General features: G+C 69.9%; 13 protein-coding genes. All 13 read right to left on the minus strand.

The features are described 5' to 3' along the window. Positions 1-2: 2 nt before the first annotated feature. The 13 genes from xerD to tyrS all read right to left on the minus strand — a co-directional run bounded on the left by xerD (position 3) and on the right by tyrS (position 12,988). Positions 3-941, minus strand: coding sequence for a site-specific tyrosine recombinase XerD (gene xerD / locus MTY59_RS22940; protein WP_415822091.1), 939 nt, complete (start codon positions 939-941; stop codon positions 3-5). Beyond that, positions 938-1,561, minus strand: a complete 624-nt coding sequence (locus tag MTY59_RS22945) for an NUDIX domain-containing protein (protein ID WP_221043187.1) — start codon at positions 1,559-1,561, stop codon at positions 938-940. The genes xerD and MTY59_RS22945 overlap by 4 nt, the downstream gene beginning before the upstream one ends. Continuing rightward, positions 1,554-3,296, minus strand: coding sequence for a CTP synthase (gene pyrG, locus MTY59_RS22950; protein ID WP_221043188.1), 1,743 nt, complete (start codon positions 3,294-3,296; stop codon positions 1,554-1,556). The genes MTY59_RS22945 and pyrG overlap by 8 nt, the downstream gene beginning before the upstream one ends. A 122-nt stretch (positions 3,297-3,418) precedes the next feature. Then, positions 3,419-4,363: a copper transporter gene (locus tag MTY59_RS22955; RefSeq protein ID WP_221043189.1), complete on the minus strand. Its 945-nt coding sequence runs from the start codon at positions 4,361-4,363 to the stop codon at positions 3,419-3,421. Further along, positions 4,364-5,545: a putative cytokinetic ring protein SteA gene (gene steA / locus MTY59_RS22960; RefSeq protein ID WP_221043190.1), complete on the minus strand. Its 1,182-nt coding sequence runs from the start codon at positions 5,543-5,545 to the stop codon at positions 4,364-4,366. Between the two features lie 113 nt (positions 5,546-5,658). Then, entirely contained in the window at positions 5,659-7,416 is a 1,758-nt protein-coding gene (gene recN, locus MTY59_RS22965; protein WP_221043191.1) for a DNA repair protein RecN, read from the minus strand. Positions 7,417-7,441: 25 nt separating this feature from the next. Beyond that, a complete protein-coding gene (locus MTY59_RS22970) occupies positions 7,442-8,371 on the minus strand; it encodes an NAD kinase (RefSeq protein ID WP_284145239.1) in 930 nt (309 codons plus the stop codon). Next, entirely contained in the window at positions 8,368-9,174 is an 807-nt protein-coding gene (locus MTY59_RS22975) for a TlyA family RNA methyltransferase (protein WP_221043193.1), read from the minus strand. The genes MTY59_RS22970 and MTY59_RS22975 overlap by 4 nt, the downstream gene beginning before the upstream one ends. Positions 9,175-9,182: 8 nt before the next feature. Next, the gene (locus MTY59_RS22980) at positions 9,183-9,368 is read right to left on the minus strand and encodes a hypothetical protein (RefSeq protein WP_064885493.1); all 186 of its coding nucleotides are present in this window, start codon (positions 9,366-9,368) and stop codon (positions 9,183-9,185) included. A gap of 23 nt (positions 9,369-9,391) precedes the next feature. Next, complete coding sequence (locus MTY59_RS22985; RefSeq protein ID WP_221043194.1) at positions 9,392-10,429, minus strand: HAD-IIA family hydrolase; 1,038 nt, start codon at positions 10,427-10,429, stop codon at positions 9,392-9,394. Next, a complete protein-coding gene (locus MTY59_RS22990) occupies positions 10,426-11,226 on the minus strand; it encodes a tetratricopeptide repeat protein (protein ID WP_221043195.1) in 801 nt (266 codons plus the stop codon). Before MTY59_RS22990 ends, MTY59_RS22985 begins: the two co-directional genes overlap by 4 nt. A 28-nt stretch (positions 11,227-11,254) precedes the next feature. After that, the gene (locus MTY59_RS22995; RefSeq protein ID WP_221043196.1) at positions 11,255-11,617 is read right to left on the minus strand and encodes a DUF732 domain-containing protein; all 363 of its coding nucleotides are present in this window, start codon (positions 11,615-11,617) and stop codon (positions 11,255-11,257) included. Positions 11,618-11,716: 99 nt separating this feature from the next. Continuing rightward, positions 11,717-12,988 (minus strand): tyrosine--tRNA ligase, encoded by a 1,272-nt coding sequence (gene tyrS / locus MTY59_RS23000; protein WP_221043197.1) that lies wholly within the window; start codon positions 12,986-12,988, stop codon positions 11,717-11,719. Positions 12,989-12,998: the final 10 nt, after the last annotated feature.

Consider the following 12,998-nt stretch of genomic DNA (forward strand, 5'->3'; position numbering starts at 1 on the left):
GGCTACTGCGCCCGCGGGTGGGCCTCGGCCCACACTTCGCGCAGCGCGTGCACGGTGACCATCGTGTAGATCTGCGTCGTCGTCACCGAGGCGTGGCCGAGCAGCTCCTGCACGACGCGTACGTCGGCGCCGCCCTCCAGCAGGTGGGTGGCGAAGGAATGCCGCAGCATGTGCGGCGACACCCCCGAGGTGATCCCGGCGCGTTCGGCCGCGTCCTGCAGGACCTGCCACGCGCTCTGCCGCGACAGCCGCCCGCCGCGCACATTGAGGAAAATGCCCGGCGTCCCGCGCCCGCGGCGGGCCAGCTCTGAACGGCCCCGCACCAAATACGCATCCAGCGCGGCCACGGCCGGACGCCCGATCGGCACCAGCCGCTGCTTGCCGCCTTTGCCGCGCAACAACACCGACCGGGCGTGCGTGTCCACGTCGTCGACGTCGAGGCCGACGGCTTCGGAGATCCGCGCGCCGGTGGAGTACAGGAGTTCGAGCAGCGCCCGGTTACGCAGCGTCAGCGGGCCGTCTGCCGGGCTCTCGCCGCCGGCGGCCTCCAGCAGCGCCAGCACCTGATCGATGGTCAGGCTTTTGGGCAGCCGCCGGCCCGGCGTCGGCGGACGGACCGCGCGCGCCACGTCGAGTTCGGCCAGCCCTTCGGCGGCGGCGAACCGGTGCAGGCCGCGCACCGCGATCAGCGCCCGCGCCGCCGACACCGCGGACAGCGCGGCGGCCCCGGTGTCCGGATCGCCGCGGCGCAACGCCACCAAGAACTCGCTCACGTCGTTCTCGCCCACCTTGGCCAGATCGTGAATTCCGCGGTCCGACAAGTGTTTTGTGTAGCGGCGCAGGTCGCGGCTGTACGAGCTCAGGGTGTTCGCGGCAACGCCGCGCTCGATCGTGAGGTGGTCGAGGTAGCCCTGTAGCTGTGACTCCAGGGCAACTTTCACTGCGAGGCCTTCCGCGCCGCGAACGCGGTCGGCTTGTCTTTCCACGGGCTGTCCACCGGGCGGGTGTGCATGAACTCTCTGGTGACCACGTGTGCGGCCATAATCCCAGCGACGGCAATGGAATTGACGATCTCACCGTTGAGTGCCTGCTGCGCGGCATCCTCCAGGGAAAACCACTGCAGCTTCATGTCGGCTTCTTCGTCATGCGCCTCGGGCCGATCCACTTGGCTCAATTCGGTCGCCAGGTAGACGCGCACCGATTCGTCGCTGAAGCCGGGCGTGGAATCCAGATCTACCAGCACCCGCCAGTCGCCGGCTTTTAGGCCGGCCTCTTCCTGCAGCTCCCTGGCCGCGGTCAGATGCGGCGCCTCGCCGTGGACGTCGAGCAGCCCGGCCGGCAGCTCCCACAGTCGGCGCCCGAGCGGGTGCCGATACTGATAGACCATGAGGATGTTGTCGTCGTCGTCCATCGCCACCACGGCGACGGCGCCGAAGTGCTCGACGACCTCCCTGGTGACTTCGTTACCGCCCGGCATCCGAACCTGATCGCGCCGCAGCGCGAAAATCTTTCCGATGTATAAGGTTTCGGACGACGTGGTCTCGAAGGCGTGCTCAGCCACGGGCTGCGGGTTCAGGTAGCGACCGCTCTTTGACCTGGTTGCCGTTGGACGAGTGCTCGGGTATCTCGACGGGCAGCCGCTCGCCCGCCTTGTAATCGATGGCCGCGCCGACGAATGCGACGAACAACGGGTGCGGCCGGGTGGGCCGGCTCTTCAGCTCGGGGTGAGCCTGGGTGCCGACGATGAACGGATGTACGTCCGGTGGGTACTCGACGAACTCCACCAGATGGCCGTCCGGAGACGTCCCGGAGAACCTCAGCCCGCTCTCCGCGATCTTGTCGCGGTAGGAGTTGTTGACCTCGTAGCGGTGCCGGTGACGCTCGGACACCTCCGTTGCGCCATAGGCTTGGGCCACAATCGATTCCGGTTCCAGCACCGCGGGGTAGGCGCCCAGCCGCATGGTGCCGCCCAGGTCGGCTTCGCCAGCGACGATGTCAACCTGGTCGGCCATCGTGGAGATGACGGGATGGGGCGTCTCGGGGTCGAATTCGGCCGAGTTGGCCTGGGTCAGACCGGCGGAGCGGGCGGCCTCGATCACGATGCATTGCAGGCCGAGGCACAGGCCGAAGACCGGCAGCCCCCGGGTGCGGGCGTACTGGATGGCGCCGATCTTGCCCTCGATGCCGCGAATGCCGAACCCACCCGGGATCAGCACGCCGTGCACGTCGCCCAGCGCCGACGCGGCATCGGCCGCGCTCTCGCAGTCGTCGGAGGGCACCCACACCAGCTCCACCTTGGCGTGATGCTTGAACCCGCCGGCGCGCAGCGCCTCGGTCACCGAGAGGTAAGCGTCGGACAGGTCGACATACTTGCCCACCAACGCGATTCGCACCGTCTCGTGCGGCTCGTGCACCCTGCGCAACAGGTCGTCCCACTCGGTCCAGTCGACGTCCCGGAACGGCAGGCTCAGCCGGCGCACCACGTACGCGTCGAGTTCCTCGCGGTGCAACACCTTCGGAATGTCATAGATCGACGGCGCATCCGGCGTGGAGATGACTCCGTCGATGTCGACGTCACACATCAGCGCGATCTTGTTCTTCAACGCCTCGGGGACGGGACGGTCGCAACGAAGGATCAGCGCGTCCGGGGTGATACCGATGCTGCGCAGCGCGGCCACCGAGTGCTGGGTGGGCTTGGTCTTGAGCTCGCCGGACGGGGCCAGGTAGGGCACCAACGAGACATGCAGGAAGAAGACGTTCTCCCGGCCGACGTCGTGGCGAACCTGCCGCGCGGCCTCCAGGAAGGGTTGCGACTCGATGTCGCCGACGGTGCCGCCGATCTCGGTGATGACCACGTCGGGCCGGTTGCCCTGGGCGTCGGGCTGGGCCATCGACATGATGCGCGCTTTGATCTCGTCGGTGATGTGTGGAATCACCTGGACGGTGTCGCCGAGGTACTCGCCGCGCCGCTCCTTGGCGATGACCGTCGAATAGACCTGGCCCGTAGTGACATTCGCCGAGCCGGACAGGTCGCGGTCCAGGAACCGTTCGTAATGGCCGACGTCGAGGTCGGTTTCGGCGCCGTCCTCGGTGACGAAGACCTCGCCGTGCTGGAAGGGGTTCATGGTGCCCGGATCGACGTTGAGGTACGGATCGAGCTTTTGCATCGTCACGTACAACCCGCGGGCCGTCAGTAGCTGACCAAGACTGCTGGCGGTCAGCCCCTTGCCCAACGAGGATGCGACGCCCCCGCTGACGAAGAGGTGCTTGGTGGCGGATTGCGGGTGCTTTCGCACAGGCGACCTCCGTGAAGACGGGCAGGGCGTGAAAAATGTTCTAGCGAATAACTAGCTGGGCCTGCCGACCCACGGAAACCCACCCTAACATCCACCGCGCTGTGCCGCGGCTAACACGCCCGCTACTGGGGCACCGTGATTGACGTCGCCCCGTGACCGGTGCCGTACTGCCCGGCGTGCCCGCCGCTGAGCAGGTCGTGCAGGCCCAGGACCGCGGTGATGCGGCCCGGCGCGGCGTCGACGTCGTCGACCGTGCTTACCGCGGAGTTCATCCCGGCGTCGGCACGCGTCACCGCCACGGCGGCGCCTCCGGTGGCCGAACCGTCGCGCCCGGCGAGCAGGGTGCCCGAGCCGTGCGGGGCCAGCGCGGCCGAGAACCGCGCCACGCTGACGCCCTTGTTCCCGGCATCCGGCGGTAGCGACCCGCCCGTGACGACGAGCGCGGCGTTGGCCGCGCCCATGTGATCGGTTGCCTGATAGGTGATGAAGCCGGTGTCGCGCAGCGCCGCCAGCACGGTGTTGCGCTGGACGTCGTCCACCGCCGGCACCGCCGGGTTGGCGTTGGCCAGCAGGGCGATGCCCATCAGGTCACCCGCCTGCGAACCCTGGTCGACGAGCTTGGTGCTCAGCTGCTGACCCGCGGGCAGCACCGAGGAGTTCACCACCGTCTGCAGCTTCTCCGCCGAGTTGGCCTCGACGAACTCCTGCGTCAGCGACACCGTGCCGGTCACCGTCCCGCCGGCCTGACCGACGAACTTCGACACCGCGGCCACGTCGTCGTCGGTCGCATCCGGGGTGCGGAACACCACCACCGTCTTGCCGCCCAGCGCGTCGTGCACCATCCGGCCGGCCAGTTGGGTGTCGAAATTGTTTGCCGCGCTGAGCTTTTCGTTCAGCACATTCTTCTGGTCGTTGAGCCCGCTGATCTGGGTGTTCAGGTCCCGCTTCTCGTCACGCAGGCTGGACAACAGGGTGTCCGACAAGAAGCCGGAGCCCAGCACGACTCCCACGGCCAGCGCCAGGAAGACGGCGGCCAGCGACAAGGCATGTTGACGCAACGAGATCATCTAGGTGACCCACTTCTGCACCATCAGGCAGAAGTGGTTCCAGTAGTCGGTGACCCAATGCAGCACTGCGGCGTCGGTGCGCGAGACCCACAGCGCGACGATGACGGCGATCAGCATGGTCATCGCCAGCAGCGCGATGGCGCCCGCCGAGATGTGGTTGCGGTACAGGGTGGCCACGGCCTTGGCATCCACCACCTTCTCTCCGACCCGCAGCCGGGTCAGGAAGGTCGACGGGTTGCTGTGCGCGCGGGTGCGGTCGAAGAACGTCTCGATGTTGGCCGTGTGGCCAGCCGTCACCAGCAGCGCGGCGCCGTGGTGATCGGCCAGCAGCAGGGCCAGATCGATCGCCGAGCCCGCGGCGGGGAACGTCATCGCCCCGACACCGAGATCCTGGATCCGCTCCAGCCCGGGCGCGTGCCCGTCGGCGTCGGCGGGCAACACCACCTGGGCACCGCACTTGAGCGCGTCGGTGCTGATCTGGTCGGGGTCACCGACGATGACCTGGGGGCGGTAGCCCGCCTTGCGCAGGACGTCGGCGCCGCTGCCGACGCCGATCAGCGCCGGCTGATACTCCTTGATGAACGGCTTGAGCGACTTCAGGTCCTCTTCGGCGCTGGGCTCGTCGGCGACGATCACCACGTGCCGGCGGCGCAGGTCGACGTCGACGTCGGGGATGCCGATGCCGTCGATCAGCAGCGGGCTCTCGCTCTTGATGAACTCGATCGTGTTGCCGGCGAAGGCCTCCAGGTGCGCGGACAGCCCGCTCTTGGCCTCGCGCATCAGGTCGGCGATGTCGTGGTCGGTGCGCTCGGTCCCACGGACCAGCCTGCGGTCACCGGCGTACACCCCGCCCTCGTGCAGGCGGATCTTGGAGCCGTCCTTGACCTTCTTGAAGATGTCTGGTCCGGCCTCGTCGATCAGGGTCACCCCGTTGTTGACCAGTACCTCCGGGCCCATGTTCGGGTAGCGGCCCGACACCGACGGAGACGCGTTGACCACCGCGGCGATGTCGGCCTCCACCAGCGCGTCCGCCGTGATGCGGTCCAGATCCAGGACGTCGAGCACCACGATGTCGCCGGGGCAGACCCGGCGCAGCAGGCGGTCGATGTTCCGGTCAACGCGGGCGGTGCCGACGAGGCCCGGCCGGGCGGGGTTACGGGAAAGCAGGCCTGACATCTTCATGGGGGCGATTCTGTCCGCGAAGCTGCGGCCCGGACGGGAGGCGCGCCGTAACATTAGCCTCATAAGTTATCTAGAGTCCTATTAGTCACATCTGTATTACTTGTTCCCGGCGATTAGATCTCATCCTTCTGCGCCGCAGCCAGCAGCTCACGGGCGTGCGCACGGCCGCTGTCGGATTCGCCCAGCCCGGCCAGCATCCGCGCCAGCTCGGCCACCCGCTCGTCGTCGGCGACCCGCCGCACCACGCTGGTCCCCTTCGGCCCCGCGCCGTGCACCACCAGGTGCACGTCGGCGTACGCCGCGACCTGCGGAAGGTGCGTCACCACGATGACCTGGTGGGTGCGCGCCAACCGCGCCAGCCGCCGGCCGATCTGCACCGCCGCCCGGCCGCCCACCCCGGCGTCGACCTCGTCGAACACCATGGTGGTGCCCACCGTCTCTTTGCGCGAGGCGGCCAGCACCACTTCCAGCGCCAGCATCACCCTGGACAGCTCGCCACCGGAGGCGCTCTTGGCCAGCGGCAGCTGGTCCATCCCGCGGTGCGCGGCGAAGCCGAACTCCACCTGGTCGATGCCGTCGGCGCCGGCGCGGGCCGACTCGCCCGACGGCAGAGTAAGGGTGGCCGCGTCGTCGGCCGAGGCGCTATCGACAGCAACGTCGATGCTGAACTGCGCGTCGGCCATCGCCAGCCCGGACAGCTCGGCGGTGACCTCCTTGGCGAGCCGCTTGGCGGCCTTGCGCCGGATGTTACTCAGATCGACCGCGGCCTGGGTCAATTCACGCGCGAGCTCGTCGACCCGCGCCGCCAGCGACGCCAGCCCCTCCTCGGAGACGTCGAGTTGGGCCAGCCGTTCCCGCGACTCCCGCGCCCAGGCGAGCACGCCGTCGATGTCCGCCGCGTACTTGCGGGTCAGGGTGCGCAGTTCGGCCTGCCGGGCCAGTTTGGATTCCAGCGCGCCGGCATCGGCCGGCAGCTCCTCCAGGAATCCGGCCAGCTCACCGGCCGTGTCGACGACCACGGTCAGCACCTCGTCGAGCTGGCCGGCCAACGCCACCAGCTTCGCGTCGTCCGTCGATTCCAGTGCGGCCCTTGCCTTTCCCAGGCTGTCGGTCGCGCTGAATTCGGAGCCATCCGCGTCGTCCGAGGACAGGGCCGCGCGCGCCGCGGCCGCCGCCTCGCGCAGGGTGTCCAGTTCGGAGAGCCGCAAGATCTCGGCGACCAGGGCGTCGTCCTCACCGGGTTGCGGGTCGACGGCGTCGATCTCGTTGAGGGCGAAGTTCAGCCGGTCGGCCTCGAGCGCCAGCTCGCGCATCCGGTTGCGGCGGTCGAAGAGGTCGCGCCGCGCCGACAGCCAGGCGTCGCGCAGTTTGCAGTAGCGCTCCAGCGCGGGGCCGGCCTTCGCGAACCGGTCCAGCGCGCCGCACTGCTCCTCGGGCCGCATCAGCCGCAGCTGGTCGTTCTGCCCGTGCAGGGTCAGCAGCCCGGCGGTGAAGTCGCCCAGCGACTTGGCCGGCACGCTGCGGCCGCCGAGGTAGGCGCGCGACGGTCCGTCACGGCTGACCGAGCGCAGCGCGATCACGCTGCCGTCCTCGTCGCGTTCGGCGCCCGACGCGCCGAGCATGTCGTCCAGCTTGACGATCAGGGCCTCGTCGAGATCGGTTGTGGTGAACCGGCCTTCGACGATCGCCCGGTCGGCCCCGGACCGTACCCGGGTGGCGTCCGCGCGGGCACCGCCGAGCAGGTGCAACCCGGTCACCACCATGGTCTTGCCGGTGCCGGTCTCGCCGGTCAGCACGGTCAGGCCGCGGTCGAACTCCCCGACCGCGGCGCTGATGGCACCGAGTGACTCGATGCGGATTTCGGTCAGCATTCAGTCAGCACCTGCGTTGGAGTTGTCAGTTCCCGCGCCACCCGGTCACCGGCAACCGGAATTTGCGGACCAGTCGGTCGGTGAACGGGGCGCTGTCCAGCCGGGCCCACTTCACCGGTGTGTCACAACGTTTTACCTCCAGCCGACTGCCCGCCGGGATCAACATTTCGCGCCGACCGTCGCAGAACACCAGGGCGTCATGCCCGTCGGCCTCGATCTCGATCGCGATGGTGGCGTCCGGGCTGGTGACCATGGGGCGGCCGAACAGCGCGTGAGCGTTGTTGGGTACCACCAGGATTGCCTCGAGGTCCGGCCACAACACCGGGCCGCCGGCGGAGAACGCGTACGCGGTGGACCCGGTGGGTGTGGACACCAGCACCCCGTCGCAGCCGAAAGCCGACACTGGCCGCCCGTCGATTTCGAGGACCACCCCGAGCACGCCCAGCCGGGGACCCTTTTCCAGGCTGACTTCGTTGAGCGCCCACCCGTGCACGGAGACGTCGGCGCCGTGGCGCACGATCACGTCGAGCGTCAACCGGTTCTCCACCCGATAATCTTGTGCGACAACATGATCCAGCACCCGGTCGATGGCTTCCGCCTCGGCCTCGGCAAGAAAGCCGATGCGGCCCAGGTTGACACCCAGCACCGGAATGTTGGCGTTGCGGGCCAATTCGGCGGCCCGCAGGAACGTGCCGTCGCCGCCCAGCGCCAGCACCAGTTCGCAGCCCTCGGCGGCCTGCGGGTTGGCGTTGACCACCTCGATTTCGATGCCCAGGGCGCGCATGTCGTCGGGGGCCAGGCGCAGCGGCCCCTTGTCGACCGCCTCGGCGGACAGCACGCGAAGCCCGATTCCGTTGTCGCCCAGCACTTTCTGAACTCGTCGCGCGGTCTCGGTGGCCTCGTCGCGGCCGGTGTGAACCACCATCAAGACGGTGCGGGGAGCGTCTTCGTTCACTGAGGCCCGCTTTCCACCGCGCACCGGACCGCGCTCACCAGCTCGTCACCGGCGAGCGGCCGATCGGTCTGGGCGCGCAGCCGTAGGAAGTACTCGACATTGCCCGACGGGCCCGGCAGCGGGCTGGCGGTGACTCCGACCGTGTGCCAGCCCAGCTCGCCCGCGCGACCGGCTACCGCCAGCACGGCGTCGGCGCGCAGGCCCGGGTCGTGCACCACACCCCCGGCACCGACCAGGCCCTTGCCCACCTCAAACTGCGGCTTCACCATGGGAACGATATCCGCGTCGGGTGCGGCACATCCAGCCAGCGCCGGCAACACCGTGGATAGCGAAATGAACGACAGGTCAGCGACCACGAGGTCGGCGCGCCCGCCGATCGCGTCCGGCGTCAGGTCGCGAACGTTGGTCCGCTCGACGACGACCACCCGCGCGTCGCTGCGCAGCGACCACGCCAGCTGGCCGTATCCCACGTCGACGGCGACCACCTCGGTGGCGCCTCGATCCAGCAGGACTTCGGTGAAGCCACCCGTCGACGCGCCGGCATCCAGGCAGCGGCCCGCGACGGAAATCTCGAAGGCGTCCAGCGCCCCGATCAGCTTGTGCGCGCCCCGCGACACCCAGCCGCGTTCGCCGTCCTCGGCGACGGTCAGGGCGGCGGTGACGGCGACGGCGGTGCCCGGCTTGCGCGCCGGCATCCCGTCGATGCTCACCTTCCCCGCGCCGATCAACTCCGCGGCCTGCTGACGGGACCGGGCCAGGCCGCGCCGGACCAACTCGGCGTCAACGCGGGCGCGTCGAGACATCCGGGCACTCAGCCCTTCTCCGCCGACTCCAGCGCGGCCAACAGCACGTCGTGCGCCTCGGACAGGCGGCGTGCGATCTCTTCGAGCTCGTCGAGCGACGGCACCTTCTCGGGGTCTTCGCCGTCCCCGGGCTGGGGAAGCCGGGCGAGCAGGGCGTCGATTTCAGCGCGAATCTCATCGGGATCGATAGTCATCGCGTTACTACGCTAGTCACCCGTCAGTCGGTACGCACCAAGGACCAGCGTTGCAGCGCGGCGCGCGCCCCGTCGTCGGCGGCCTCGATCCGCAGCGCCTCGGGGTCCGCGTCGGCGTCCGCCGCGCCGTACACCGCGGCTGCGACGGCGCGGACGATCGACAGGCCGTCCCCCTCTTCCGACCCGTCACCGCCGACGGTGATCGTCGTGTCCGCGACCTCGACCCGCCAGCCCGGCTGCGGCCCGACCGCGAGCGACTCGCCGCCGCTGTGCAGCGAGCGCAGGTCGTGGCCGATATAGGTGGGCCGCTGGGCGGGCTCGGCGTACACCGCGTCCCGCGCCGAATTGACCCCGGTGAGCACCATCAGGCTGGGCAGCTCGGCGGCGTTGGCACCCTCGATGTCGGTATCGAGCCGGTCCCCGATCACCAGCGGGGCGTGGTAGTCGCCGCGGGCCGCGGCATCGCGCAGCAGTCCGGGCGCCGGCTTGCCCGCGACCTGAGGCTCGCCGCCGGTGGCCGCCCGCAGCGCGGCCACGAACGAGCCGTTGCCGGGCAGCAGCCCGCGCTCGGTGGGCAGGGTCAGGTCCACGTTGGACGCCACCCACAGCGCGCCGGCCCGGATGGCCAGCGCCGCCTCGGCCAGCTCCGGCCACCCGATGGTCTGGGACAGGCCCTGCACGACGGCGGCCGGGTCGTCGTCGTAGCTGCGCACCGCGCGCAGTCCGACGGCCGTGATCTCGTTGGCCAGGGCCTCGGTGCCTACGATCAGCACCGGTGAGCCGGGCGCCAACTGGTCGGCCAGCAGCCGCGCGGCGCTTTGCGCACTGGTGGCGACGTCGTCGGCGACGGCGGTGAAACCCAGGTCGGTCAGGTGCGCGGCGACCTCCTCGGCGCTGCGCGACGCGTTGTTGGTGACGAAGTACGCGCGGCTGCGCACCTGCGCCAGCGCCTGCACCGCGCCCTCGGTGGGCCGACGGCCGCGAAACATCGTGCCGTCCAGATCGATGAGCAGGCAATCATATTGCTGCGCAAGGGTTTTGGTGTGATTCTGCCCTGTCATTGGCCGAGTTCACTGACCCGGTCTTCGGCATCGGTAACGCCGTCGACATCTGCGGCCGCGGAGTGCAGGAACCACTGCAGCGCCTCGTCGTCGCGGCCGAGCGCCAGCAGCGTGTCGGCGTAGGCGTAGAACAACCGCGCCGCCGTCGTGCCGGTGCGGGCCGGGTCCAGCTGCGGCGTGGACAACACGGTGAGCGCCTGTTCAAGCTGGCCGAGGTCCGCGCGCGCCCCGGCCGCGACGATGCGCAGCTCGTCGGCGTCGTCCCCGCTGAGCTCGGCGGCCTCCGGCCCCCGCGCGAGTTCGATCGCCCGCTCCGGGCGGCCAAGTCCGCGTTCGCAATCGGCGATCAGGGCCAGCAGCGAGGACCTGCTGCCCATCCTGCGGGCGGCGCGCAACTCCGCGAGCGCCTGCGCCCAGTCGCCGCAGTGATAAGCGGCGATGCCCACCGCTTCCCGGATGGTGGCGATCCGGCTGGACCGGGCCCGGGCCGCCCGGGCGTGCCGCAGGGCGGCCTCGGGGTCCTCGTCGAGCAGTTCACCCGCGGCCACCAGGTGGCGCGCCACCGCGTCGGCGGTGGCGCGGTCCAGGGTGCTCAGTTCGCGGCGGATGTCGGGTGCCAGCTGCTTGGCTTCCACGCCGGGCGGTATCGGTGGCCCGTCGTGCGGCGCGCGATCGGCCTGGGCATCGCGGCGTGCGCCCTGCGGCTGGGCCGGGCGCGCACGGCCCGGACCCGACCAGCCGCTGGATGCCGGCCGCCCACGCCGTTCACCGCGCTGCCGTTCCCTGTCGTCGACCACGCAGCCGAGAATACGGGCAGCCCCGCGCCTAGCTTTGCAGCCGGTTACCCAGCAGCGGCGCGATCACCGCCGGACAGTAGGTCGCGATCGCGACGATAGTGAACTTGCCCGCCATCTCGTACGACAATCCGTTGCCCTCGGCCATCCTGGAGGTCACATCGTCGAACGACCCGCCGGGCTCGAACAGCATCGGGCACACCGACTGTCCCATCGCCGTGGTGGTGGCCGGTTGGGTGTAGGTGATCCCGGCGTTCGTCAGCGCCGACAGGAAGGCGTTGCCCAGCATGTCGGCACGGATCGGCGCCGACAGGACCGCGGCCAGCGACACCAGGCCGGTGATCACCCCCAGAATCGGCAGGACGGTCAACCGCGCACGCGTCGCAAAAATCACCGTGACAACAGTGGTCGCCGAGGGTCACGTCAACGTCACGGTGAGGTAAAGATCTGTGCACGCACGCGTTTCGCGGCGGCCGTCGGGGACCGGTTCGGGCTAGACCTTTTCGACCCCGGCGACGGTGCGTTTGCCGCGGCGCAGCACCAGCCATTTGCCGTGCAGGAAGTCGGACGGTTGCGGCGCCCACTCCTCGCTGTCGACGCGGACGTTGTTGACCGAGACGCCGCCCTCGCCGATGGTGCGCCGCGCGGCCTTCTTGCTCTCGGACAGGCCGCTGGCGACCAGCAGGTCGACGATCCCGTCGGGGCCACCGGGTTTGAGCTCGGCGACCGACGTCTCGCGCAGCGCCGCCGCCAGCGTGGCCTCGTCCAGGCGGTCCAGTTCGCCCTGCCCGAACAGCGCCCGGCTGGCGTGCTCGACGGCCGCGGTGGCTGCCTCGCCGTGGACAAGCACGGTCAGTTCGCGCGCCAGTCGCCGCTGGGCGGCGCGCTGCTGGGGACGCTCGGCCGTCGCCTGCTCCAGCTCGCCGAGCTCGTCGGCGGTCAGGAAGGTGAACCAGCGCAGGTACCGGATCACGTCGGCGTCGGCGGTGTTGAAGAAGTACTGATACCAGGCGTAGGGCGTGGTCAGCTCGGGGTCCAGCCACAGGCTGCCGCCGCCGGTGGACTTGCCGAACTTGGTGCCGTCGGCGGCGGTCACCAGCGGCACGGTCAGCGCGTGCACCGACGCGCCGAGCTGCTGGCGCACCAGCCGGACGCCGGCGACGATGTTGCCCCACTGATCGGAACCGCCGATCTGCAGCGTGCAGCCGTAGCGCCGGTGCAACTCGACGTAGTCGTTGGCCTGCAACAGCATGTAGCTGAACTCGGTGTAGGAGATGCCGTCGCCCTCGAGGCGGCGCCGGACGGTGTCGCGGTCCAGCATCACGTTGACCGAGAAGTGCTTGCCGAGATCGCGGAGGAACTCGATCGCCGACAGCGGGCGGGTCCAGTCCAGGTTGTTGACGACGACGGCGCCGGTGGTTGATTCGTCGAAGTCGACGAAGCGCCGCAGCTGCCCGCCGATCCGCTCGGTCCACTCGGCGACTGTGTCCGCGTCGTTGAGGGTGCGCTCGCCGACCTCACGCGGGTCGCCGATCATGCCGGTGGCCCCGCCGGCGAGCACGATCGGGCGATGGCCGGCGCGCTGGAACCGGCGCAGCGCCAGCAGCGGCACCAGGTGTCCGGCGTGCAGGCTGGGCGCGGTGGGGTCGAAGCCGGCGTACACCGTCATCGGCCCGCGCTGCGCCTCGGCGGTCAGCGCATCGAGGTCGGTGGACTGCGCGATCAGTCCGCGCCAGCCCAGCTCGTCGATGATCATGTCGCCCATGATCCAAGAT

The organism is Mycobacterium senriense, from assembly GCF_019668465.1.
Lineage (GTDB): Bacteria > Actinomycetota > Actinomycetes > Mycobacteriales > Mycobacteriaceae > Mycobacterium > Mycobacterium senriense.

Bases quoted from the DNA above. Each gene is read 5' to 3' on its own strand.
- tyrS (WP_221043197.1), bottom strand. From the start codon at position 12,988: ATGGGCGACATGATCATCGACGAGCTGGGCTGGCGCGGACTGATCGCG.
- MTY59_RS22975 (WP_221043193.1), bottom strand. From the start codon at position 9,174: ATGTCTCGACGCGCCCGCGTTGACGCCGAGTTGGTCCGGCGCGGCCTG.
- steA (WP_221043190.1), bottom strand. From the start codon at position 5,545: ATGAAGATGTCAGGCCTGCTTTCCCGTAACCCCGCCCGGCCGGGCCTC.
- MTY59_RS22980 (WP_064885493.1), bottom strand. From the start codon at position 9,368: ATGACTATCGATCCCGATGAGATTCGCGCTGAAATCGACGCCCTGCTC.
- recN (WP_221043191.1), bottom strand. From the start codon at position 7,416: ATGCTGACCGAAATCCGCATCGAGTCACTCGGTGCCATCAGCGCCGCG.
- MTY59_RS22955 (WP_221043189.1), bottom strand. From the start codon at position 4,363: ATGATCTCGTTGCGTCAACATGCCTTGTCGCTGGCCGCCGTCTTCCTG.
- MTY59_RS22985 (WP_221043194.1), bottom strand. From the start codon at position 10,429: ATGACAGGGCAGAATCACACCAAAACCCTTGCGCAGCAATATGATTGC.